Here is a 22,686-nt window from a genome sequence, read left to right on the forward strand (position 1 = left end):
GATGTAGCAGACCCAGCGCCAAGGAAAAGCGCATTCACATGCCCAACCCTACCCAAAGGCCAAAACACGGCCTGCCCGCAAAATGCGTTGCCCCACGCAACCCATTGATCTAAAATTCGAACCAAAGCCGATGAACGGCCACGAATACCCCTCTCGCGGGCAATATGGGACAAAATTTATGAGCAGAACTCAGGCACTTACTCTAGCCATCCTGCTGGCGGCCGCTCCGGCCTTCGCACAGGACAGCCAGGTTCTGACAAAACAATACGACGACGGCGGCGTGTACGAAGGCACCTTCAAGGGCGGCCTGCAACACGGCACGGGCACATATCGTCTACCAAACGGCTATGAATACACCGGCGCTTGGGTCGACGGCGAGATCGTTGGCAAAGGCATGGCCCGCTTCCCCAACGGGTCTGTGTACGAAGGTGACTTCGCGAAAGGCAAACCACACGGCGCAGGCAAAATCACGTTCACCGACGGCGGCACCTACGAAGGCGTCTGGGCGGAAGGCAAAATCACCGGACAGGGCGTCGCGATTTATGCCAACGGAGTGCGCTACGAAGGCGATTTCATGAACGCCGTACATCACGGGCACGGCACAATGCTGTCGCCAAACGGCTACCAGTACGAAGGCGGCTGGGTTGATGGCGTCAAAGAAGGTCTGGGCAAAATCACCTATCCCGATGGCACCATCTATGACGGGCAGATCGCCGCGGGCGAACGCGAGGGCACCGGATCGCTGACCATGCCTGATGGTCTTGTCTACGAAGGCACATGGGTTGCCGGTCAGATCGACGGCAACGGCACTCTGACCCAACCCAACGGCGACGTCTATGTGGGCGAACTCGTCGGAGGTCAGAGACAGGGCCAAGGCCACGTCACCTATGCCAACGGCGACACCTACGCCGGCACGTTTGAAACCGACCAACGTCACGGACAAGGCACCTTCAACGGCGCGGACGGCTACACCTATGTCGGCAGCTGGGTGAACGGCCGCATCGAGGGCGAAGGTCAGGTCACATACCCTGACGGCTCTGTTTATGTGGGCGCGTTCCGCAACAACCTTGCCGACGGTCTGGGCAAGATCACATACCCTGACGGCTCAACCTACGACGGCGGCTGGAAAGCCGGTGTAATCGAAGGCGCCGGCAAGGCCACCTATGCCAATGGTCTGGTCTATGAAGGCGAATTCAAATCCGCCAAAAACCACGGTCAAGGCACGATCACCTATGCGGACGGCTACCGCTACGAAGGCGGTTGGCAGGACGGTCAGCGCCACGGCATGGGCATCGCCACCTACGCCGACGGCACCGTCTACAAAGGCAACTTCGTGAACGGTCAGCGCGAAGGCATCGGAGAAATCCTGATGCCGGACGGCTTCAAGTACGCAGGTGACTGGAAAGGCGGAGAAATCGACGGCATCGGCGTCGCGACCTACGCCAATGGCGACATCTACGAGGGCACTTTCAAGGCCGGCAAACGCCAAGGCGAAGGCACCATGAAATACGCCAGCGGGGAAGAAGCGACAGGCAACTGGGAAAACGGCTCACTCGCAACCGACGGCTGACGCGGATCGAATTACGACATTGGGCAAAATTGGACTTTCAAGTCGAAATTTTGCCCACCTCCCTGAATATCAACAACTATTCTCGCTTGCCCTCACCCTAACTTGAGGCCCTAAACCTATCCGGCACCCACAACTCCGGAGCCGCGAATGCACGTCCTCACTGTTCTTGACCACCCCAACCCCAAGTCCTTCAGCGCTGCCGCTGCCGGCGCCTTCATGCGCGGCGCAACCGACGCGGGCCACACGACAGAACTTGCCGACTTGAATACCGAGAGTTTCTCCCCCCTTTGGTCCATGGCGGACATCGGTGACGACACCCCGCCTGACGTTGCCCGCGAACAGGACCGCATCGCCCGCGCCGATGCCATCTGTCTGGTATTCCCGCTCTTCTGGTGGGGCATGCCGTCGATGACAAAGGGCTGGGTCGACCGCACCTTTCGCTGGGGCTGGGCCCATGACCAGCTCGACAATCCGGAGCAATCCCTGCTGCGACCTCGCACCGGCGTCCTGCTTGTTCCTGCTGGCGCCCGCTCCGATGAAATCCAAACCGAAGGCTACCTTGACGCGCTCGAAACCGCATGGACCAAAGGCACCTTTGGTTTCTTCGGCTTCTCACCCCGCAAACTCGAACTGCTCTATGGCTCCACCGGCTCAGACGCCCGCCGCGCTGCGCTGCTGGAGCAAGCCTTCCAATGCGGCCTCACCCTGCCTTCACCAGACAACCCGCGCGCCTGAGTAATCATAAAACCCACCCGTCTGCTCGGGTTCCAAGCCATCGAGCACGTCCAATAACTTTGCCGCACTCTCCTGCGCCGTCAGTTTCTCCCGCCCCGCAAAACCTGCGGTAAACGATGTCTCCACGGTGCCCGGGTGCAACGCCACACAGACCGCCCGCTTGTGCGTCCGCGCCAACTCAATCGCGCCGGTATGCACAATCTGGTTCAGCGCCGCCTTGCTCGCCCGATACGAATACCAGCCCCCTGCCCGATTGTCTCCAATCGACCCCACCCGCGCCGACAGCGCAGCAAACACGCCCCGCCCAGATCGCGCCAACAACCGCGGCGCATGGCGCAAAACCAAGGCCGGCCCAATTGCGTTCACGGCGAATTGCCCCGCCAACTCCTCCGCCGAAACCTCCCGCAACGCCTTTTCCGGCCGCACCCGCGTGCTGACCAACGCCCCCGTCGCCACAAAAATCAGATTAAACACCCCCTCAAGCGCCGCGATCTGCGCCTCCGCCACATCCGGTCGCGTGACGTCAAACCCGTCCCGCCCCCGAGAAAGCCCGACAACCTCAGCCCCCCGTGCGCGCAACTCCGCCGCCACCGCCGCACCAATCCCGCCACTCTCCCCAACCACCAACGCCCGCATCTCATCCTCCTAACACTCTCAAACCATACGACCCCGCGCCCCTCTCCGGATGACACATGTCTTTTTTGGTCGCCAAATACCTCTGGGGAGCGGCGGCTTGCTGACGCCGCGGCAGAGCCCCAAAACCTCCGCCAAAATTTCCACTTTTCATTTGACCTTCGGCATGTATAAATCCGCCCCATGACACGTCCGGCCCATATCGCACCTATTTCCGCGCGCTCCAGCGCCGCGATTTCGGCTGGCCTCCTGCGTCTTCTAGCCCGCCTCTGAGCGTGCCGTTTTGGCGCGACCGCTCAGAGGATGCCGCTTCGCGCCCCAAAACAGCCCGAAATTCAAGAAGACCCTGAAAAGAGATCCACATGACCGATACAGCCCAACAAGACCGCGTTGTCATTTTTGACACGACCCTCCGCGACGGCGAGCAAAGCCCCGGCGCCACCATGACTCATGACGAAAAGCTGGAAATCGCCAGCATGCTCGATGACATGGGTGTCGACATCATCGAGGCCGGATTTCCAATTGCCTCCGAGGGCGATTTCAACGCGGTGTCCGAAATTGCCAAAAACTCGGTGAATTCCCGCATCTGCGGCCTCGCGCGGGCCAACATCACCGACATCGACCGCTGCTGGGAGGCTGTCAAACACGCCGGCAAACCCCGCATTCACACCTTTATCGGCACATCCCCCCTGCACCGCGCCATCCCGAACCTCACGATGGACGAGATGGCCGACAAGATCCACGAAACCGTGACCCACGCCCGCAATCTCTGCGACAACGTGCAATGGTCGCCGATGGACGCCACCCGCACCGAATGGGATTACCTCTGCCGCGTGATCGAGATCGCCATCAAGGCCGGCGCCAGCACGATCAACATCCCCGACACCGTCGGCTACACCGCCCCGATGGAAAGCGCCGAACTGATCAAAAAGCTGATCGAAACGGTGCCTGGCGCGGATGAGGTGATCTTTGCCACCCACTGCCACAACGACCTTGGCATGGCGACCGCCAACTCTCTGGCCGCCGTCGCTGGCGGCGCACGTCAGATCGAATGCACCATCAACGGTCTGGGCGAACGCGCTGGCAACACCGCGCTCGAAGAGGTCGTCATGGCGCTGAAGGTGCGTAACGACATCATGCCGTGGACCACGGGCATCGACACCAAAAAGCTGATGAACATCTCCCGCCGTGTCGCCACCGTGTCGGGCTTTCCAGTGCAGTTCAACAAGGCCATCGTCGGCAAGAACGCCTTTGCGCATGAGTCCGGTATCCACCAAGACGGCATGCTCAAGAACAAAGAAACCTTCGAGATCATGCGCCCCGAGGACGTAGGCCTCGCAGGCACCTCCCTGCCGCTTGGCAAACACTCCGGCCGCGCCGCCCTGCGCGACAAGCTCGAACAGCTCGGCTTTGAAGTGGGCGACAACCAACTCAAGGACATCTTTGTGCGCTTCAAAGAGCTGGCGGACCGCAAAAAAGAGGTCTTTGACGACGACATCATCGCGCTCGTGCGCGCTGGCGGCGGCGAAGATGAAGACGATCATCTACAGCTTGTCAGCATGAAAGTGACCTGCGGCACCGGCGGCCCTGCCGAGGCGACGGTTGAGATGGAAATCGACGGCAAAGACGTCTCCGCCACCTGCGAAGGCGACGGTCCTGTGGATGCCACTTTCAAAGCGATCCGCGAGAACTTCCCCAACGCCGCGCATCTGGAGCTCTATCAGGTGAGCGCCGTGACCGAAGGCACCGATGCGCAGGCCACCGTCTCTGTGCGCCTTGAAGAAGACGGCATCATCGCCACCGGCCAGTCCGCCAACACCGATACGGTGGTGGCCTCGGCCAAAGCCTACATCCACGCGCTCAACCGCCTGCTCGTGCGCCGCGGCAAAGTGGGCGAAGGCGCGGATGCCAAAGAGATTTCCTACAAAGATCTCGCCTGATCAAAAACCTATGCAATCTGACCGAAGCCGCCCCTTGGGGCGGCTTTTTTCGTAGTGCAAGCCTGTGCAAAGAACTAAATGCAGCTCTTGATTCCGCGCCATTCACCCCCCACTCCTATTCCCTATGAGCCAAACACCTGATCTCACCGCCGTTTGGTCCGCCTACCGCGACCGTCTGAAGGCCTTCCTGCACGCCCGCGTATCGAACCACGCGGACGTCGACGACCTCTTGCAAGACATCTCGATCAAGGTCTTCACCGGCCTGCCCGACCTCGCAGATCACACCAAACTGCAACCCTGGCTCTTTCAAACCGCCAACCGCGCCATCATCGACCACTACCGTCGCCAAGGCCGCGCCGCGCCCAATCCTGACGACCTCTGGTATGCCGATGACGACCCCATCCTGCGCCACCAGCTTGAGGCCTGCGTCGCCCCTTTCATCAAGGCCCTGCCGCAAGACACCGCCGCCCTCCTGACCGAGATCGACCTCAACGGCACACCGCAGCGTGCCTACGCAGAGGCCCACGACATCCCCTATTCCACCCTGAAATCCCGCGTCACCAAGGCCCGTTCCGACCTGCGCGACCTATTTGACAGTTGCTGCAAATTCACCATCGACGCCCGTGGGGGTCTTTCAGAAATAGAAAGAAAATCAAACGGTTGCGGACCTTGTTGAAATTTCTTTAAAAAATCCGTCGTCTTTTCCGCACGTCCTTCGTCTTACCCAGTGAAAGACACCAAAGGACACTCCAATGATCAAAATCGTCAGTTTCACCATCTGTCCCTTCGTGCAGCGCGTCACAGCCCTGCTGGAAGCCAAACAGATGCCCTACGACATCGAATTCATCTCGCTCGCGGACAAGCCGCAATGGTTCCTCGACCTCTCCCCAACCGGTCAGGTGCCCATGTTGGTCACAGAGGCCGGCACAGCGCTGTTTGAAAGCGATGCCATCGTCGAATACATCGACGACATCTCCGTCCCGCTGGAACCCGACCTCACGCCAGAGCAACGCGCCATCAACCGCGCGTGGTCCTATCAGGCTTCCAAACACTACCTCGTGCAGTGTGGCACCATGTCCTCCAAAGATCCCGCCACCTTCACCGAACGCGGCAAGAAACTCACCGCCGCCTTTGCACGCGCGGAGAAACGGCTTGGCGACGGCCCCTTTTTCAACGGCAATACCCTCGGCAACGTCGACATCGCATGGCTTGTGTTGCTGCACCGCGCTCACATCGTTCAGGCCCACTCCGGCCACGACATGCTCGCCGATTTCCCCAAGGTGAAAGCATGGCAGCAGACGCTGATGGACACCGGCATCCCGCAAAAATCAGTTGCCGCCGAGTTCTCCAAGAAATTCCACGCCTTCTACCTCAGCGACACCACATGGCTTGGCCGCGGCGCCAACCACAACGAGGCCTCCTGCCAGCCCGCCAAATCTTCCGGTAGCGGATGCTGCGGCTAGGCCTCAGCCGATCACCATGTCGCCCGCAAGGCCCAAGGCAAAACCTGCCACGGCTCCCAAAGCGGGCGACCATGTGCCGTCCTCATGCGCTTCCGGCGCAATGTCTTGAAAGACCAGATAAAGAACCCCGCCCGCGGCAAAGATCATGATCCCGCCCAAAATGGCCGGCGCTTGAGACAGAAAATGGAACCCCAGCGCCGCGCAGAGTGGCCCTAGCCCCGCGAGCCCGACAAAAATCACAAGAACAAGCCACGCCGGCGTTTGCCCCTTGGCCCAGATATCCCGAAATGCGCCGAACCCTTCCGGCAAGTTCTGCAAGAACATCATCGCCGCCAACAATTTCGCCGTAGCGGCTTCTGTCACCAACAACGCCCCAAGCGCCATGGCTTCCGGCAGAAAATCCAGCAACATAGCCAACAACAACGCGCCACTTCCGCCCGCCTTTGCCAGCTTTTTGTCCACCAGATAAAACGTCACCCCGCCCCCAAGCAGCAACGAGACCGCCATTGCGGCCGGCAGGTTTTCCGCGCCCTTGGGCACCAGAACCAGAGCCACAGCCGACAACAACGCACCGCCGCCAAAGGCTGTTACCCCTTTGACAAACCGCGTTTCGACGCGCCTGTCGTGAATATGTTCCATCCGCGCAAGCAAACCGCCCAAAGGCATCGCCAATCCGGCAAACAGCGCCAACATCAAAGCATAGGTCAAGTCATCCATGCCGCGAACCTAATGACCTCCGCGCAGCAATGCGAGCCTGCTGATGCCGAAGCCTCACAAAAACAGCGGATTTCGCCCGATCCCTCGGCAATCACTCGCTGAACAGCAAAAGAGGGCTCCTTCAACCAGAGCACCCTTCCCAAATGTGGTCTCGCGCTCGGGATCAGCCCCCGTCGCTCTCGGCGACAAGCTGACCGTCTTTGCGCACCACAACGCCACAGGCCGCGACCTGCTGCCCGTCATGCGTGATCGCTTGACCGTCGTAGTTGATCAGAAACTCCAGATCGCCAAGCATCCGCCGCCGCAATCCCTCCGACATCGGCTGCACCTTCAGGGCTGCGGCCTCAGCCACGATGCCCACAATCCGGTCAAACAATGCCTCATCCGGGAACCCGCTCAGATACCAGCGCTTTCCCTCAGCCATCAGAACCGGCGCACCGTTTTCCAGCGAAAGCAACGTCTTGGCTGATCCTGACAACCTTTCGCACCAATGATCCACCACGCCGCCCCCCGCAACGGGCATCCCTGCATGCGGCGGCAGGCTCTCGATCAACTCGACCCGAACATCCAGCCCCGGAACACCCGGCCGACCGCCGTCCGGAATACGGAACTCCGTGGTGATCGCGCCGGTGCGCGGGCCAAGAACACCAACGGCCCCGGCCGCGTCAATCGCCTCCACCAAAGACGGCTCAAGCGTCGCGAGCCCGGGCGCAAACACGGCCTTGTACCCTGTGAAATCGCGGCAATCGCTGTTCACGATATCCACCGACAGCCCCGCGCGGCGCAAAGCGCGATAGGTTGCAAAAACCAGACGGAAATAGTCAAAACCCGCACCCTGCGGCTGCGTGTGCCACGCCCAATCCGACGCGTAGTCAAACACAATCGCCACAGGCGCCTGCGCAGTTTCTGCATCGGCAAAGGTCTTGACGATTTCGGCCACCTGCCGCGCCTCCGCCATGCCCGGCGCCTCACGACCATCGGCCGTTTGCAGACCTGCGTGCATCATCTCTTGCCCCATCGGCGCCTGCCGCCACCGGAAATAGCTCACCACCTCCGCTCCATGGGCAAAGGCCTCAAGCGACCACAGCGCCACCATTCCCGGTAACGGCGCCGGATTAAACGGTGCCCAATTCACCGGTCCGGGCTGCTGTTCCATGATCCACCAGCGTCCCTTGCCCACGGCCCGATAAAGGTCATGGTGAAACGCCTGCATGTCAGGATCACCCTGCCGCAGGAACCGCGCCTTGTGCGCGTCTGTCGCCTCCAGACGGTCTGACAAAAAGCCGATGGGATAGCTGTCCCAACTCGCGATATCGAGGTCTTCTCCCATCGCGAAATGGTCAAATTCCAGAATACGCCCCATATAGTTATGGATCAGAGGCGCATCCGTATGTGCGCGCAGAATGTCCACTTGGTCCTTGTTGAACTGCACGACCTGATCGCTTGAGAACCGCCGGAACGCCAGCACATGGCTCGGGTTCGGTTCCGTCACCGTCAGATTGGGCAAGTCGACATCTTCAAACGAGAAATACTCCATCGACCAAAAGACATTGCCCCACGCCTCGTTCAGCGCCTCGATGGTGCCAAAGCGTTCACGACACCACATCTGAAACGCCACCCGCGCGGGCTCGGAATAGCTCAAGACCGTGTCATGACATCCATATTCATTGTCCGTTTGCCACGCCACAACATGCGGGTTCGCGCCATAGCGCTGTGCCACAATCTGCGTGATCCGCTTGCTTTCTTCGCGGTATCCCGCATGGCTGAAACAGTAATGCCGACGAGACCCGAACTTGCGCGGATTGCCATTTTCATCCACCGCCAACATGTCGGGGTGTTTGTCGATCATCCATCGCGGCGGCGTCGCGGTTGGTGTGCCCAAAATGACCTTCAGCCCAGCCGCCCCAAGCACCTCGATCGCCCGATCCAACCAGTCCAGCGTCACCGTGCCCGGCACCGCTTCCATCCGGCTCCAGGCAAACTCGCCAATCCGCACCCACGTGATGCCAGCCGCCACCATGTCGGCGGCGTCCTTGGCCCACATCTCTTCAGGCCAATGTTCGGGGTAATAACACACCCCAAGCTCTTTGCTCATAGGATCACCATATGCTCGGCCTGCCCCTTGGCAACCGCGTCTTCTGCAAAAACCATCCCGTTTTCCGGTTCTTTCTCAAGCACGTCCGCCGACAGCCCCTCGGCCGCCGTGGTGCAGAACAACGTTGTCAGGTCCGTGCCACCAAAGGCCGGGCACGACGTGTGCCGCCCGCCGAAGTCCACGGCCCGCGCAAACTGCCCGTTCTCATCATAGGCCGCCACGCGGCTCGCGCCCCATTGCGCAATCCAAATGGCGCCATCCGCATCCACAACCGCCCCGTCAGGGTTCAATCCCTCCGCTTTGGTGTCGACATGCACAAAGGCCTCACCTTCCGGCCAGCCATCTTCGCCCAGCGCCCAGCGCATCACCTGACCGGTCAGCGTGTCCGCATAGTGCGCCCACTTACCATCCGGCGAAAAACAGATCGCGTTGGTGATCGTCACGTTTGGCACAAGCTTGCGCAGCTCGCCGCGATAATATCGATAGATCGCGCCCGCGCCCGCTTCGGCTTGCTTTCCCATCGTGCCGATCCAGAACCCACCATAAGGATCCGCACGCCCATCATTGGAGCGTGTCACCGGATTGTCGGCCTCCAGAGACACCAGATACTCTTGCTCGTCTGTGCTCAGGGTGAACTTCCAGAGCGCAGTCTCACTGGCAAGGATCAGCGTATCTTCATCCACCCAGCCAGCCGCCGACACATGCTCATCAAATTCCCATTCGCGGGCCTCGCCGTTCTCTTGGCTCAACATCTTTTTGCCAATGATATCAAACCAGAAAAGCTGTTGCCGCACAGGATGCCACAACGGCCCCTCGCCCAGTTCACACACACGGCTGTCAAACACTCGGCTCATGGCAGCACCTTGTCATAGGCCGCAACGATGGCGTCCGCCTTGGCGCGGACATCTGCCGCGCTCATGCCGGGTTTATAGATCGCCGAGCCGATGCCAAATCCGTCTGCGCTGGCATCCACCCACTGGTCAAAATTCTCAGGGCCCGCACCGCCCACGGCAAAGACTTGTGTGCCTTTGGGCAGAACCGCCCGCATCGCCTTCATTCCGCCCGGACCGGCCATATTGCCCGGGAAAAGCTTGAGCCCTGTGGCGCCCGCTTTCAGAGCCGCAAAGGCCTCGGTTGGCGTAAATATCCCGGGCCAGCTTTCCATGCCAAGCTCAGCGGTGCGCGCGATCACTTCGGGGTCGCAGTTGGGCGACACAATCAGCTTACCACCGACCGCATGCACGGCCTCAACGTCGGCCACACTCAGAACTGTTCCGGCTCCGATCAGCGCCTCGGCGCCGTGCGCCTCAACCAATTTCCGAATACTTTCCACCGCATCCGGTGAATTTAGCGGCACTTCGATCTTGGTGACGCCCGCGTCCAGAATTTCGCGCGCAATCGGTAAGATGTCGTCAGGGGTCACGCCCCGCAAAATGGCAATAATCGCCCGATCCATAGTGTTACCCCAAAAGGTTGCGCGCGGCCGCAAGCCCCGCAATCGTCATTTCCTGACAGTTGGCCACAGACACAAAACCGCCCTGCGTTTTCAGAGCCTTGGCGTAAATCTCCGACAATTTCGCATCGCCGATCACCGCGATATTCTGGCCCAGCCAATAGGGTCGCGCCGCCGCCAATTCCGCACCAAGTAAAAGGCCCGACAGACGCGCACGGCCAGCCGCAGCAGGTGTCGCGTTCAACAGGTCATTGGCACGAATACCAAACAACTCCGCACCGATGCTTTCCGGCCGCGACAACGTTGTGCTCAGCCCGTCCTCAAACGCCGCCTCGTCCCAACCTTCGCCAACCGAATGCTGCAACACCGATGCCTTGGACAAAAGTGCAAACATCTCACCCGTCATAAATGTGCGGAAACTCACCACCTCGTCGGCGCTCACATGCACCCATTTGGTGTGTGTTCCGGGCAGACAGATCACCCCGTCCCAGTTGGGATTTTTCGCCAAAAAGCCAGCAACCTGCGTTTCTTCACCGCGCATCACATCGGCCGGTTTTTCCTGCTTCAGCCCCGGCACGATGAACACGCGCACCCGCGCATCCGTGCCTCCGACCAAAACAGCATTGCCCGCCAAGGGCGCGCTCGGCACGGCGCTATAAGGCGCCTCCGCCCAACCCTGCCGCGCGCCCACCATGCCACAGGCCACGACATCGGTGACGCCCTCACCCAACCAGTCACCAATCAAAGCCATCAATGCCGGACCGAACTCCGGTTTCTCAAGCCGCGACATGCCGTGATCCGACGTCGCCTCTGCCAACACGGTCTCCCCGCGCATGGCAAAGGCCCGCAGGTTCGACGTGCCCCAATCAACCGCAATCCATTCCGCCCTAATCGCCATTGCTTACCCCGACACCACGACGCCGCCGTCAACGGCCATTGTCTGTCCTGTCATCATCCGGCTTGCTGTGCTTGCCAGATACAAAGTCGGATCAATCATATCCTCAGGCTTCAGATGTTCCTTCAGACACATCCGCTCCATATGCGCGTCCAAATCCGCTGGCTTGGCCCACATATCAAGCTGCTTCTGCGTCAGAACCCAACCCGGCGCCAGCGCATTCACGCGAATGCCGCGCGGCCCCAGTTCCCGCGCCAGCGAGCGCGTCATGCCGGTGATGCCCGCATTGGCGGTGGTGTAGATCGGATATCCCGCGTTGCCCATCATATAGCTGATCGAGCTGAAGTTGATCATCGCGCCGCCGACCTCCATATGCCGCGCCGCTTCTTGGCAGGCAAAGAAGTAAGCCTTCAGGTTCACCTCCTGCATCCAGTCATAGAACTCTTCGTCCACCTCATCGAGCGAATGGCGCTTGTCGTTGGCCGCGTTGTTCACCAACACATCCAGCCCGCCATGTTCGCCGACCGCCTGCTGGATGGTTTCGCGCAACCGCGCCACGTCGGAGATGTCGCCCTGCATGAACAAAGGCGTTGCGCCGTGTTTGCTCTCCATCTCCGCGATGAAATCATCCGCCGCCGAGCGTCCAATGATCGCCACCTTCGCGCCCTGCGTCATGAACCCGTCGGTCAATGCTGCACCAATGCCGCTCGCCCCGCCTGTGATGTAAACAGACTTGCCTTTGAGATCAGGAAAAATCGTTCCGGTCATCAGTGGCTCTCCCTTGTAACTGGCCGCGTGTCCTTGCCGACGAGGAAATCCAGATCGGCGCCTTTGTCGGCCTGCAAAACGTGATCGATATACATGGATGCATATCCACGCGTGTAATGTTTGGGGGGCTCCTCCCACTCCGCGCGCCGCGCCGCAAGCTCTTCTTCGCTCACCAGCAATTCCAGCACGCCGCCCTTGGCAGAGACCTTGATCCGGTCACCCGTTTGCACCAGCGCAATCGGCCCGCCCGCCGTAGCCTCAGGCGCCACATGCAGGATCACTGTGCCAAAAGCCGTGCCCGACATGCGCGCATCAGAAACCCGCACAATATCGCGCACGCCTTGCTTCACCAGCTTGGCAGGAACAGGCATATCACCCACCTCAGGCATCCCCGGATAGCCTTTTGGGCCACAGTGTTTCAGCACCAGAATGGAGTTTTCATCCACCGGCAGATCATCGCGATCAATGTTGGCTTTCAACTCTTCGATGCTCTCAAACACATAGGCCTCGCCCTCGTGCTCAAGCAAATGATCGGACGCCGCAGAAGGTTTCACAATTGCACCCCGTGGCGCAAGATTGCCCTTCAAAACCCGCAAGCCAGCGGCAGGTTTGCGCGGCGCGTCAAAGGCGAAAATCACGTCACGGTTATAGGTCTCCGCATCCTCGTAGTAATGCGCAATATCCTTGCCCATCACTGTGGGCGCATCCCGCAGCAAATGGCTCACTTCCTTCAAAACCGCAGGCACCCCGCCCGCGTAGCAAAAGTCCTCCATCAGGTATTTGCCCGACGGCATACAGTTCACCAAAAGCGGAATGTCAGACCCGATTTCAAAATCGCTAAGGTCCAGATCAATCCCCACGCGCCCCGCCAACGCCAGCAGGTGCATCACCGAATTGGTCGACCCGCCCAGTGCCGCATTCGCAACAATCGCGTTCTCGAAATTCTCACGTTTCAGCACATCCGACAGCCTCAGGTCCTCATCGACCATCTCGACAATCCGCTTGCCGGTCATATGCGCCAGCGCCATGCGCCGCGCATCCACCGCAGGCAGCGAGCCGTTCATCGGCAAGGACAACCCCATGGCTTCAACCAGCGAGGACATGGTCGAGGCCGTGCCCATCGTCATGCACACGCCTTTGGACCGGCTCATGCCGCTTTCTGTGGCCATGAAGTCCTTGAGCGTCATATCGCCCGCCTTCACGTCCATCGCAAACTTGCGCACATCGGTGCCAGAGCCCAGATCGCGCCCCTTCCACTTGCCCGACAACATCGGACCAGAAGAGACGACAATGGTCGGCAAATCCACCGACGCCGCACCCATCAACTGCCCGGGCGTGGTCTTGTCACAGCCGCCGAGCAGGACAACCCCGTCCATGCCATAGGCGCGGATCGACTCTTCGACATCCATCGACAACAGGTTGCGGAACAACATCGCGGTCGGCTTCATCTGGGTCTCGCCGAGGCTCATCACCGGAAATTCCACCGGAAACCCGCCCGCATCCCAAACACCACGTTTCACACCCTCGGCCAGCTCCCGCAGGCCCGAGTTGCACGGCGTCAGTTCGCTCCACGTATTGCAGATGCCAATCACCGGCCGCCCGTCAAACGCATGATCCGGATAGCCTTGGTTCTTCATCCAGCTGCGCCGGATAAAGCCGTCCTTGTCCATCATGCCATACCAGCTCTCAGACCGGCGCTTCTTCGTCATAACTTCTTTCCTTCAACGACCCACATGCGATCCGGAAAGGACCACGGCAGGATCAAACCCTGTTGCATCAACTGCTGCCCAGACAGGACCACCGGCCCCTCTTTCAGCGGTATCGAAATCCGGCTCAGATGGCTGGCCTCATCACGGTTGACCAGCTCCACCTCATAAAGTGCGTCCGCCTCCAGCCCCGTCAGGCGCAGCGGACGCGGCATGTTCTGCACGCCACTCGCGGCCTTGCCGGCAAACATCACAAATTGCGCGCCATCTTCGGCCAATTGCATCTCGGCAATCACGCTGGGATCAGCGCCGTCAAGCCGCAGAATATCCGCCCGCATCCGCCATTCACGGTTGCCTTTCCACCACGCGGTCACGCGGCCCAAAACCTCGGCTTCCTCATCCGTCAACTCACGCGGGTCCATCTCGAACCCCATGTGCCGCTGCGCCGCGACCCAAGCGCGGAACCGGATGTCATGCATGCGTCCCGACGTATGACAATGACGCGGTCCCACATGGCTACCGGTGATCGCCGCTGGCAAAAACAGCGCCGCATCGTGCTGAATGCGCAACCGCTCCAGCGCGTCGTTGCTGTCGCTCAGCCAAACCCGCTGCGTGTGCTGCAAAATGCCTGCATCAATCCGCCCGCCGCCCGAAGCACAACTCTCGATCTCCACTTGCGGAAAATCCGCCCGCAGCCGCACCATAAGCGCGTAAATCCCGTCGCCCTGCGCCGCATCGGCCACCGGCAACAGTCGGTTGTGATCCCATTTGATGTAATCAATGTCATGTGTCGTCAGCACCGCCGCGATCTTGTCGTAAAGATAGTCGCGAACCGCAGGGTTGCCGACATCCAGCACCCGCTGCTGCCGCCCTTCCACCTGATCCGTTCGGCCCAAAATCCACTCCGGATGCGCACGCGCCAGATCGCTGTCCATATTGACCATCTCCGGCTCAAACCAAAGGCCAAACACCATGCCCAGCGACTTCACATGATCAATCAAAGGCGTCAGCCCATCAGGCCACTTCCTCGGATCAATGTCCCAATCGCCCAGTGAGGACGTGTCATCGTCGCGCTTGCCGAACCAACCATCGTCCAGCACGAACCGCTCCGCACCCAGTGCTGCCGCCCGACCCGCAATCGCCGCCAAGGCCGCTAAATCATGGTCGAAGTAAATCGCTTCCCAGCAATTGTAATGCACCGGCCGCGGCCGTTCCGGATGCGGCCATGTCACCAGCTCATCCCGCAGATGCCGCTGAAACGCCACGGCGCATCCGTTCAGCCCAGTCTCGGAAACCGCCAGATAGACTTTGCCCGTCTCAAATGACGTGCCCGCCGCCCGCGTTCCAGTAGCATGACCAAACTGCACCAACCGCCGCCCATCGGGCTGCTCCTCGGCATACATCACATGCCCGCCGGACCAGCCATAATGCATGGCATAAACCGCGCCCCGTGTATTGGTCGCGCCGGTTTCTGGAAAATACGCAATCGGCGGTGTCTCATGACCGGACCGCCCACCCCGAGCCTCGCGCATATGGGTGCCAGACCGCCAAGGCGCGCTCTCCACTTGAAACTCGCCAATCCAGCGGCCTGAAAAATCGAGGATTTCTTCGGCAAACTGCGGCGCAGGCATAGCAGGTGCTGCCAGATGATGTAGCGTGATCTCCGCATCCGACGTCAAGGACGTCGACGCCGCAATCACAGCGCCCTCAGTCGTAAACCGGAACGTCAGCGTCAGCCCCAGCGCCTCATCACGGCAAACGAACTCGGACCCATCGCCCGACACCAACGCAAACCTCGGATAGATCGCCCCGCCATCGCGATAGGCCTTGATCCCCGGCTGCCCCTGATAGCTATCGCCTTCCTCAGGGCACAACGACAACTCAGGCAGCGCATCAATCATCCCGCCCGTCACATCGCGCTTGGCCGCCGCAAAAACTGCGTTCAAATCTTGCCCCTCAGGCAAAGACGGTCCCCAGTAAACAGCCACAGGAATGCGCCCGCTTGAGGCCAAAACAAGCGTCTGACCCGGCGCATCAATGCGCCAGGTTTGCATCTTTGGTGTCACTTCACGGCCCCCAGTGTGAGGCCTGCAATGAAATGTTTCTGCATCAGGAAGAACATCGCCACCGGCGGCAGCGCCGCCACGATCGAGCCCGCACTCATCATGTGATAGGCCGCGCGGAACTGCGCGTTAAAGCTGGTGATACCCGCCGTCACTGGCTGGCTGTCCGGCCCCTGCGTCAGAACAATCGCCCAGAAATAGTCGTTCCAGATGAAAGTAAAAATCAGCACGGACAACGCCGCCAGTGCGGGCTTCATCAACGGCAGCACAACATACCAGAAGATCCTGATTTCGCTCACACCTTCCACACGCGCGGCCTCGATCAATTCATAAGGCAACGCGCGGATAAAGTTGCGCATAAACAGGGTACAAAACCCCGTCTGGAACGCGATGTGAAACAGCACCAGACCGGCCTTGGTGTCATAAAGCCCGAGGCTCAAGGTCAGGTCGCGCACCGGCACCATCAGAATCTGGAACGGCACAAAGTTACCGGCCACAAACAGGAAAAAGATCCAGATGTTAGAGCGAAATTTGTAAACGCCCAGCGCAAAACCCGTCATCGACGACAGCGCCACCGCCCCGATCACCGTCGGAATGGTGATCATGAAGGAGTTCAACAGATACTGCGGCATGTCGGAGTTGAAAAACACCTGACCGTAGTTGGTGAACCCTTCAAAACTGCTCGGCACACCCCAGTAATTACCAGCGGTAAAATCTGCATCCGGCTTGATCGAGAACAGCGCCACCGCCAGCAACGGTGCCAGCCAAAAGAGCAGAGCCACAGGCAATAGAGACTTGTATGCAAACTGCGCCCCTGCGGATTGTTTTTCTATCGGTTTGGGAAACATCTCAGTGCCCCTTCTCTTCGCGATACATCGACCACAGGAAGTAGGCGATAAAGCACATCATGATCATAAACAGCACCACGGCGATGGCAGCGCCATAGCCCATGCGGAAGCCGTATTCTGACAGCGCCACTTCGAACATGTAGTAGGCCAATACCCGAGAGCTGCCGAACGGCCCGCCCTCGGTCATGATCGACACCAAATCAAACGAGCGCAGCGCGCCGATGATCGTGACAACAAAGGCAATGAACGTCGCTGGGCGCAGTTGCGGCAAAATGATATGCCAAAGCATACGCACACCTTTCGCGCCATCCAGACGCCCGGCTTCAATCTGTTCGGGGTCCACAGCGTTCAAACCGGTGAGATAGAGGATCATGCAGTAGGCCGTCTGCGGCCACAGACCTGCAATGATAATGCCATAGGTCACAAGGTTTTCGTCACCCAGAACGTTAACAGGGCCAAGGTTCACCCAGTCCAGCATCGTGTTCAGCAATCCGAAAGACGGGTTGTAAAACCAGCTAAATACAAGACCGACCACCACTTGTGAAATCACAAAGGGGAAGAAAAACAGCGACTTGTAGATGCGAATACCGCGCACCGTCTGGTTCAGGAAAAGTGCGATGAAAAGGCCGGCGGGGATCGCCAGCAAATACATAAACAGCCAGATCACGTTGTTTTTGAGCGAGATAAAGAACGCGTCGCGATCGACGTATTCCCAATAGAGCTGCTCATAGTTGCTAAAGCCCACATATTCCGCTTTGCCCAGTCCGTCCCACTCATAAAGCGACAGGTTGAACGACTGGAAGATGGGAATGATCACGTAAACAGCAAAGAAAAGAATACCCGGCGCCAGAAAAAGCCACGGCGCTATTTTTTGCTGGTTTTTGTGGAACCAACTTTCGGTTTCTGGAATGTCGGAAGCAACAGTCATGAAATCTGCCTGCGGTTAGAGGGAGACAAGGCGGGTTTCCCCGCCTTGTCAAAATCAAGACAGGTCGGCGCCCCTCAGGCCGCCGACACAAATCTTACTTGTAGATACGACCGCGAGCGCGCTCGAGCTTGGACAGGATTTTGTCCAGCTGGTCCGGCTTGACCATGAATTCCTGGAAGCCTTCCATGGACACTTTCGCCATTTCTGCCGGTGCATCGCGATCCCAGAACTGGGCAACACCGCCGGTGGAGTTGGTCGAGAGCATCTTGAAGCCCTGCTGCAGGAATTTGTCGTCATCAACCGAAGAACCCGCGTTCACAGGCAGTTGGCCCAGGTTCTTGCCGTTGTTGATGATGGTCTGCTCTTCTGCCGAAGTTGCAAAGCGCAGGAACTCACGTGCTGCTTCTTTGTTCTTCGCGTTCGCAGGAATGTGGAAAGTATCGGTAGGTGCATCTTCCGACAGAGCCACATCAGGGTTGATCTTCACGAACTGATAGAAGTCCAGCTGATCATCGGTCAGGCCTGCTTCACGCAGCGGTGCCACAGCAAAGTTACCCATCAGGTACGCCGCTGCTTCGCCTTTAACCATGAACGGCAGCGCTTCCTGCCAGCTGTAGGTCTGGTGGTCAGCAATGAAGCCGCCCATGTCGATCAGCTCTTTCCAGTTCATGAAAGTCTGCTTCACGCGGTCGTCTTCCCAAGACACTTTGCCCGCAGCCAGATCCATGTGGAAATCAAAGCCGTTGGTGCGCATGTTCAGATAGTCAAACCAGCCGCCAGCGGTCCACAGGTACTTGGTGCCGATGGTGTAGCAAGCGCGGCCGGAAGCAACGATCTTGCCGCAGTTGGCTTTCTCTTCTTCCCAGGTGGTCGGCTCAGACAGACCCAGCTCGGCGAAGATGTCTTTGCGGTAGTAAACGCCCCACTGGTAGTAGGTATAGGCAACGCCCCACTGCTTGTCGTCGATGGTCAGCGCACCTTTGGTGGATGCCAGACCTTCAGCCATCGCCGGCTCTGCATAGAGGTCGGAGACGTCTTCAAACAGGCCCGCTTCTACATAGGGACGCATGCGGTTCGCAGCGTACCAAGTGGCAACATCTGGCGCGTCAGCGGTCAGGAAGTTGCGGATCTGTGTTTTATACGCTTCGCGATCGATCACCGTGGTTTCGATGTTCAGACCGGGGTGCTTCTCACCAAAGCGACCGATCATCGCTTCCATGGTGGCGCGCGGCGCCGGGTTCGACGTGTCCAAGAAGATGGTCAGGTCGCCGGTCAGCTCTGCGGATGCCGGAACGGCAAAAGCCGATGCAACCGCTGCTGCGGCTGCTGTGGTTTTCATTTTGGAAAGCATTGTGTCCTCCCTGTGCTCCAAAATTATGCAAGTTTTAGTTTCATTATTTGAAACCACGTTTTACATATTGAAATCTACACATAGACTCGGCTAGCTTGTCAACAGATTCTTAAGCGCGAGCTTGGGGAGTGGAGGAGAGAGACACCCATGTCAGGGGACGGAACAGTCGGCAAAGCACTGGACGTGCTGGATCAGGTCGCCGCGTACGAACGCCCCGTGCGTTTTGGCGAGCTGCAAGACAACAGCGCCTACCCAAAGGCGACGCTCTATCGGTTTCTGCAAACCCTGACCAATCAGGGCATGCTGGCCTATGATGCGGACCGCCAGACCTATACGCTTGGCATGCGCCTTGTGCGCTTGGCCCACGCCGCGTGGACGACATCTTCCCTCGCTCCGATCGCCCGCCCCTATCTTGACGCGCTCAGCGCCGAAACCGGCGAAACCGTACACCTCGCGCAGCTCGACAGCTCGCAGGTGCTTTATGTCGACAAACGCAACGCCCGCCAGCCGGTCGAAATGTATTCGCAGGCCGGCAAGGTCGGCCCCGCCTATTGCACCGGCGTCGGCAAGGCGATGATGGCCTTCTTGGATGACGCGGACCTCGACCGCGCGATCCAGCAACAGAGCTTCCATCGCTTCACACCAACGACATTGGCAACAGAGGCGGACCTGCGCGCTGAACTCGCCAATATCCGCGCCCGTGGCTACGGCTTTGATCGCGAAGAACACGAACCCGGCATTGCCTGTGTGGCGGTGCCGATCCTCACCGAGAACGGCCGCATGTTGGGTGCGCTCTCGGTCACCGGCCCCACGAGCCGGACATCTCTAGACCAACTCGAAGACTGGGCCCCGCGCGTGATCGACACCGCGACCCGCATCGGTCGCGAAGCACAAGCTTGGCGGTTCCCGGAAACACGACAGGAAAAGGTAACGACATGACAGGTGTAACGCTGCAAGGGGCCATAAAACGCTATGGCGAAACCCAGGTCATCCACGGCATCGACCTCGAAATCGAAGACGGCGAATTTTGCGTCTTTGTCGGCCCTTCGGGCTGCGGCAAGTCCACGCTCTTGCGCATGATCGCGGGCCTTGAGGAAACCACCGAAGGCCAGATCAACATCGGCCAGCGCGACGTGACCCATGTGGACCCCGCCAAACGCGGTGTGGCCATGGTATTTCAAACCTACGCGCTTTACCCGCATATGACGGTGGCGGAAAACATGGGCTTTGGCCTGCGCATGAACGGCCACCCCAAGGCCGAGATCGACGAAAAGGTCGCGACGGCCAGCGCAATTCTGAAGCTCGATCAATACCTTGCGCGCAAACCCAAAGCCCTTTCCGGCGGCCAACGCCAGCGCGTTGCCATTGGCCGCGCCATCGTGCGCGGCCCCGAGGTATTCCTGTTTGACGAACCGCTCTCCAACCTTGACGCAGAACTGCGTGTCGAGATGCGCGTGGAAATCTCCCGCCTGCATCAGGAAATCGGCGCCACTATGATCTATGTGACCCACGATCAGGTCGAAGCCATGACCATGGCCGACAAAATCGTGGTGCTGCGCGATGGCCGCATCGAACAGGTCGGCGCGCCGCTCGACCTTTACCGTGACCCCGACAACCGCTTCGTCGCGGGCTTCATCGGCTCCCCGTCGATGAACTTCCTCGAGTGCGACGTTGTCGATGGCAAACTGGTGCATCCCGCTTTTGGCGCGCCTCAAGACTCGCCGGTCGCCCTGCGCGAAGGCATGAGCAAAGTCACAGTCGGTATGCGTCCCGAGCATATCGAGCTCGATCACGCAGCGGACGAGCTGACCATCAACCTGACCGAAGCTCTGGGCGGCGTCAGCTATTGCTATCTGACCACCGCTGATGGCACCCAACTGATCGTCGAAGAACGCGGTGACAACCGCAGCCCCGAAGGCGAAACGGTCGGACTTGTGGTGCCGACGGAGCGGCTTTATCTGTTTGACACCGAAACCGGCCTGCGCCTGCGCTGATCCAGTTTTCCGGCGCCCGTCCCTCCAAAGGATCTTGGTTCACGATCACCCCATGATCACCATGACCAAAGACGGACACCGATCGACAGAAGTGGAAAAAGGCCCGCCAACTGGCGGGCCTTTTTGTGTGGGTGCAAGGAAACTTCTTCCTAGTAACTGATCGTCACTTGTCCCGTCAGAGTGCCGTCAAACGTAATGTCCGGGTTCATATTGCGATGATCATAGTCCCAATCCGGACTGCCATCCTCTCCGAGACTGCCACTCGCCGCCCCCAGATCAATCTCGCTCACCACCCGCAGCCCAAGGTGTGTGTTGTCCTCCGGAGAGTCATACCAGTCTCGCAGTTCCGCATCCGAAATGGTCGCGCCCGGCGGTCCAAGGATGAGAAAATACGTGTCCGCCCTATAAAGGCTCTCGGATTGCCCGACGTCTTCGCGCTCATGCACAAGGTACGCCGACGCCTCCGACGGGTCCGGCAAAACCACAGTAAGGCTGTCGTCCTCATCTCGGAAGTCAATCGCCCCTGCTTCGCCAAAGGCTTCGGAGATACCCTCCGGCGCTTCATAGGCAGGTAAATGCACGGAGATCACATCTGCCCCGTCATCCTCGGCCGTGCCATTCCCCGTGGCGAGCGCCGATGTCACATTCTGATGTGCGCCGACGGTGATCGTGTCGTCCCCATCGCCCGCATCAATCGTAATCTCTCCGGTCTGGTTGGGGTTCACGAGGATGATGTCGTCGCCGTCCGTTCCGGCAAATGTGCCGCCCGCGGCGACCTCGGTTTCGCCGTCGCCATCCGTTTCATTGAAATGGTGCACCCGCACCGTGTCATCATTCAGAAAATCCGGATCATCCGTCATCGCCACAGACCGAAGCTCGCCGTCGTCTTCTATGACCTCAAAGAACGAGATCGGCGCATCTGAAACAATGTCCGGCGCCTCAATGCGCGAATCCCACAGGGTCACCGGACCAGTGCCATCCGCCCAAGGCTCAGGGTTATGCCCTTCCTCCCCAAGGTCCCAGGACGCCAGTTCCTGAAGCCCAAACATCTCTTCAAGGTCGCCAACAAAAAAGGCGTCATCCGGCAAGTCATCCGTATTTTCAGGAAAATCGAAACCTTCGGGCATCAGATACAGCGTCAAAGTGTAGTCGTTTGCCGTGCCATGCCCCGAGCCGCTGCCGACGTAGTAGTCCGAGGACGTCCGCAATGCGATGAGAGATCCGGTTTCATCATCCCCGAGTTCTACACTGACCGTCCCGTCTTCATTTTCAGTCACCGTTGCGCCGAGGTCTTCCTCATCAGGCGCATCCGGTTCGTCCGGCTCATCAGGCGTGTCCGGCACGTCCGTTTCATCATCCAAGATATCCCAAACCACCGCGCCTGCGAGCAGTCCCAATGCAACCAATGCCGCAATCATCACTACACCCGTTTAATAATCGCTAATAAATAGAATCAAATTACTCTGAATCTACTATATCGGAACTGAGGTGCAACTTAGGCGAAAGAAGGCAGATATTGGATCGCCT

20 protein-coding genes are annotated in these 22,686 nt (G+C 59.3%); 7 read left to right on the top strand and 13 right to left on the bottom strand.

What is annotated here, in order from left to right; translation table 11 throughout:
• Positions 1–178: 178 nt before the first annotated feature.
• Both BM069_RS07955 and BM069_RS07960 read left to right on the top strand, forming a co-directional pair.
• On the top strand, positions 179–1,570 hold the full coding sequence (locus BM069_RS07955) for an MORN repeat-containing protein (RefSeq protein WP_093322604.1): 1,392 nt from the start codon (positions 179–181) through the stop codon (positions 1,568–1,570).
• Between the two features lie 147 nt (positions 1,571–1,717).
• Positions 1,718–2,305: an NAD(P)H-dependent oxidoreductase gene (locus tag BM069_RS07960; protein ID WP_093322607.1), complete on the top strand. Its 588-nt coding sequence runs from the start codon at positions 1,718–1,720 to the stop codon at positions 2,303–2,305.
• Here BM069_RS07960 and BM069_RS07965 read toward each other — a convergent pair.
• Positions 2,282–2,941: an SDR family oxidoreductase gene (locus BM069_RS07965; RefSeq protein WP_093322609.1), complete on the bottom strand. Its 660-nt coding sequence runs from the start codon at positions 2,939–2,941 to the stop codon at positions 2,282–2,284. The genes BM069_RS07960 and BM069_RS07965 overlap by 24 nt on opposite strands.
• 359 nt (positions 2,942–3,300) lie before the next feature.
• Here BM069_RS07965 and BM069_RS07970 point away from each other — a divergent pair, with 359 nt between their 5' ends.
• The 3 genes from BM069_RS07970 to BM069_RS07980 all read left to right on the top strand — a co-directional run bounded on the left by BM069_RS07970 (position 3,301) and on the right by BM069_RS07980 (position 6,341).
• The gene (locus BM069_RS07970) at positions 3,301–4,878 is read left to right on the top strand and encodes a 2-isopropylmalate synthase (RefSeq protein WP_093322612.1); all 1,578 of its coding nucleotides are present in this window, start codon (positions 3,301–3,303) and stop codon (positions 4,876–4,878) included.
• A 124-nt stretch (positions 4,879–5,002) separates the two neighbouring features.
• Positions 5,003–5,554 (top strand): sigma-70 family RNA polymerase sigma factor, encoded by a 552-nt coding sequence (locus BM069_RS07975; RefSeq protein WP_093322615.1) that lies wholly within the window; start codon positions 5,003–5,005, stop codon positions 5,552–5,554.
• Between the two features lie 76 nt (positions 5,555–5,630).
• Positions 5,631–6,341 carry a glutathione S-transferase family protein gene (locus BM069_RS07980; RefSeq protein ID WP_093322619.1) on the top strand — a complete coding sequence of 237 codons (711 nt, stop codon included), beginning with the start codon at positions 5,631–5,633 and terminating at the stop codon, positions 6,339–6,341.
• 3 nt (positions 6,342–6,344) lie between these two features.
• Here BM069_RS07980 and BM069_RS07985 read toward each other — a convergent pair whose 3' ends face one another.
• The 11 genes from BM069_RS07985 to BM069_RS08035 form a co-directional block, all read right to left on the bottom strand.
• A complete protein-coding gene (locus tag BM069_RS07985; protein ID WP_093322622.1) occupies positions 6,345–7,058 on the bottom strand; it encodes a ZIP family metal transporter in 714 nt (237 codons plus the stop codon).
• Between the two features lie 163 nt (positions 7,059–7,221).
• Complete coding sequence (locus tag BM069_RS07990) at positions 7,222–9,153, bottom strand: beta-galactosidase (protein WP_093322624.1); 1,932 nt, start codon at positions 9,151–9,153, stop codon at positions 7,222–7,224.
• A complete protein-coding gene (locus tag BM069_RS07995; RefSeq protein WP_093322627.1) occupies positions 9,150–10,007 on the bottom strand; it encodes an SMP-30/gluconolactonase/LRE family protein in 858 nt (285 codons plus the stop codon). Before BM069_RS07995 ends, BM069_RS07990 begins: the two co-directional genes overlap by 4 nt.
• Positions 10,004–10,609: a 2-dehydro-3-deoxy-6-phosphogalactonate aldolase gene (locus tag BM069_RS08000; protein ID WP_093322629.1), complete on the bottom strand. Its 606-nt coding sequence runs from the start codon at positions 10,607–10,609 to the stop codon at positions 10,004–10,006. Before BM069_RS08000 ends, BM069_RS07995 begins: the two co-directional genes overlap by 4 nt.
• A 4-nt stretch (positions 10,610–10,613) precedes the next feature.
• Entirely contained in the window at positions 10,614–11,504 is an 891-nt protein-coding gene (locus BM069_RS08005) for a 2-dehydro-3-deoxygalactonokinase (RefSeq protein WP_093322631.1), read from the bottom strand.
• Between the two features lie 3 nt (positions 11,505–11,507).
• Positions 11,508–12,269: an SDR family NAD(P)-dependent oxidoreductase gene (locus tag BM069_RS08010; protein WP_093322634.1), complete on the bottom strand. Its 762-nt coding sequence runs from the start codon at positions 12,267–12,269 to the stop codon at positions 11,508–11,510.
• Entirely contained in the window at positions 12,269–13,978 is a 1,710-nt protein-coding gene (locus tag BM069_RS08015; RefSeq protein WP_093322636.1) for an IlvD/Edd family dehydratase, read from the bottom strand. The genes BM069_RS08010 and BM069_RS08015 overlap by 1 nt, the downstream gene beginning before the upstream one ends.
• A complete protein-coding gene (locus BM069_RS08020) occupies positions 13,975–16,029 on the bottom strand; it encodes an alpha-galactosidase (protein ID WP_093322639.1) in 2,055 nt (684 codons plus the stop codon). The genes BM069_RS08015 and BM069_RS08020 overlap by 4 nt, the downstream gene beginning before the upstream one ends.
• Positions 16,030–16,037: 8 nt before the next feature.
• Positions 16,038–16,886, bottom strand: a complete 849-nt coding sequence (locus BM069_RS08025; protein WP_093322641.1) for a carbohydrate ABC transporter permease — start codon at positions 16,884–16,886, stop codon at positions 16,038–16,040.
• 1 nt (position 16,887) lies between these two features.
• Positions 16,888–17,814: a carbohydrate ABC transporter permease gene (locus tag BM069_RS08030; RefSeq protein ID WP_093322644.1), complete on the bottom strand. Its 927-nt coding sequence runs from the start codon at positions 17,812–17,814 to the stop codon at positions 16,888–16,890.
• A gap of 94 nt (positions 17,815–17,908) precedes the next feature.
• Complete coding sequence (locus BM069_RS08035; RefSeq protein WP_093322647.1) at positions 17,909–19,165, bottom strand: ABC transporter substrate-binding protein; 1,257 nt, start codon at positions 19,163–19,165, stop codon at positions 17,909–17,911.
• A gap of 147 nt (positions 19,166–19,312) precedes the next feature.
• On the opposite strand from BM069_RS08035, the gene BM069_RS08040 reads away from it, so the two are divergent.
• The gene (locus BM069_RS08040; RefSeq protein ID WP_093322651.1) at positions 19,313–20,104 is read left to right on the top strand and encodes an IclR family transcriptional regulator; all 792 of its coding nucleotides are present in this window, start codon (positions 19,313–19,315) and stop codon (positions 20,102–20,104) included.
• A complete protein-coding gene (locus tag BM069_RS08045) occupies positions 20,101–21,159 on the top strand; it encodes an ABC transporter ATP-binding protein (protein ID WP_093322653.1) in 1,059 nt (352 codons plus the stop codon). The genes BM069_RS08040 and BM069_RS08045 overlap by 4 nt, the downstream gene beginning before the upstream one ends.
• A 149-nt stretch (positions 21,160–21,308) precedes the next feature.
• Here the strand turns inward: BM069_RS08045 and BM069_RS08050 are convergent, their stop codons facing one another.
• Complete coding sequence (locus BM069_RS08050; protein WP_093322656.1) at positions 21,309–22,577, bottom strand: hypothetical protein; 1,269 nt, start codon at positions 22,575–22,577, stop codon at positions 21,309–21,311.
• Positions 22,578–22,686 lie beyond the last annotated feature (109 nt).

Source organism: Shimia haliotis (genome assembly GCF_900114415.1).
Classification (GTDB): domain Bacteria; phylum Pseudomonadota; class Alphaproteobacteria; order Rhodobacterales; family Rhodobacteraceae; genus Shimia; species Shimia haliotis.

What these genes read in the sequence shown, in the direction of transcription:
- BM069_RS07955 (WP_093322604.1), top strand. Translation starts at nt 179, where the DNA reads ATGAGCAGAACTCAGGCACTTACTCTAGCCATCCTGCTGGCGGCCGCT.
- BM069_RS07960 (WP_093322607.1), top strand. Translation starts at nt 1,718, where the DNA reads ATGCACGTCCTCACTGTTCTTGACCACCCCAACCCCAAGTCCTTCAGC.
- BM069_RS07965 (WP_093322609.1), bottom strand. Translation starts at nt 2,941, where the DNA reads ATGCGGGCGTTGGTGGTTGGGGAGAGTGGCGGGATTGGTGCGGCGGTG.
- BM069_RS07970 (WP_093322612.1), top strand. Translation starts at nt 3,301, where the DNA reads ATGACCGATACAGCCCAACAAGACCGCGTTGTCATTTTTGACACGACC.
- BM069_RS07975 (WP_093322615.1), top strand. Translation starts at nt 5,003, where the DNA reads ATGAGCCAAACACCTGATCTCACCGCCGTTTGGTCCGCCTACCGCGAC.
- BM069_RS07980 (WP_093322619.1), top strand. Translation starts at nt 5,631, where the DNA reads ATGATCAAAATCGTCAGTTTCACCATCTGTCCCTTCGTGCAGCGCGTC.
- BM069_RS07985 (WP_093322622.1), bottom strand. Translation starts at nt 7,058, where the DNA reads ATGGATGACTTGACCTATGCTTTGATGTTGGCGCTGTTTGCCGGATTG.
- BM069_RS07990 (WP_093322624.1), bottom strand. Translation starts at nt 9,153, where the DNA reads ATGAGCAAAGAGCTTGGGGTGTGTTATTACCCCGAACATTGGCCTGAA.
- BM069_RS07995 (WP_093322627.1), bottom strand. Translation starts at nt 10,007, where the DNA reads ATGAGCCGAGTGTTTGACAGCCGTGTGTGTGAACTGGGCGAGGGGCCG.
- BM069_RS08000 (WP_093322629.1), bottom strand. Translation starts at nt 10,609, where the DNA reads ATGGATCGGGCGATTATTGCCATTTTGCGGGGCGTGACCCCTGACGAC.
- BM069_RS08005 (WP_093322631.1), bottom strand. Translation starts at nt 11,504, where the DNA reads ATGGCGATTAGGGCGGAATGGATTGCGGTTGATTGGGGCACGTCGAAC.
- BM069_RS08010 (WP_093322634.1), bottom strand. Translation starts at nt 12,269, where the DNA reads ATGACCGGAACGATTTTTCCTGATCTCAAAGGCAAGTCTGTTTACATC.
- BM069_RS08015 (WP_093322636.1), bottom strand. Translation starts at nt 13,978, where the DNA reads ATGACGAAGAAGCGCCGGTCTGAGAGCTGGTATGGCATGATGGACAAG.
- BM069_RS08020 (WP_093322639.1), bottom strand. Translation starts at nt 16,029, where the DNA reads ATGCAAACCTGGCGCATTGATGCGCCGGGTCAGACGCTTGTTTTGGCC.
- BM069_RS08025 (WP_093322641.1), bottom strand. Translation starts at nt 16,886, where the DNA reads ATGTTTCCCAAACCGATAGAAAAACAATCCGCAGGGGCGCAGTTTGCA.
- BM069_RS08030 (WP_093322644.1), bottom strand. Translation starts at nt 17,814, where the DNA reads ATGACTGTTGCTTCCGACATTCCAGAAACCGAAAGTTGGTTCCACAAA.
- BM069_RS08035 (WP_093322647.1), bottom strand. Translation starts at nt 19,165, where the DNA reads ATGCTTTCCAAAATGAAAACCACAGCAGCCGCAGCAGCGGTTGCATCG.
- BM069_RS08040 (WP_093322651.1), top strand. Translation starts at nt 19,313, where the DNA reads ATGTCAGGGGACGGAACAGTCGGCAAAGCACTGGACGTGCTGGATCAG.
- BM069_RS08045 (WP_093322653.1), top strand. Translation starts at nt 20,101, where the DNA reads ATGACAGGTGTAACGCTGCAAGGGGCCATAAAACGCTATGGCGAAACC.
- BM069_RS08050 (WP_093322656.1), bottom strand. Translation starts at nt 22,577, where the DNA reads ATGATTGCGGCATTGGTTGCATTGGGACTGCTCGCAGGCGCGGTGGTT.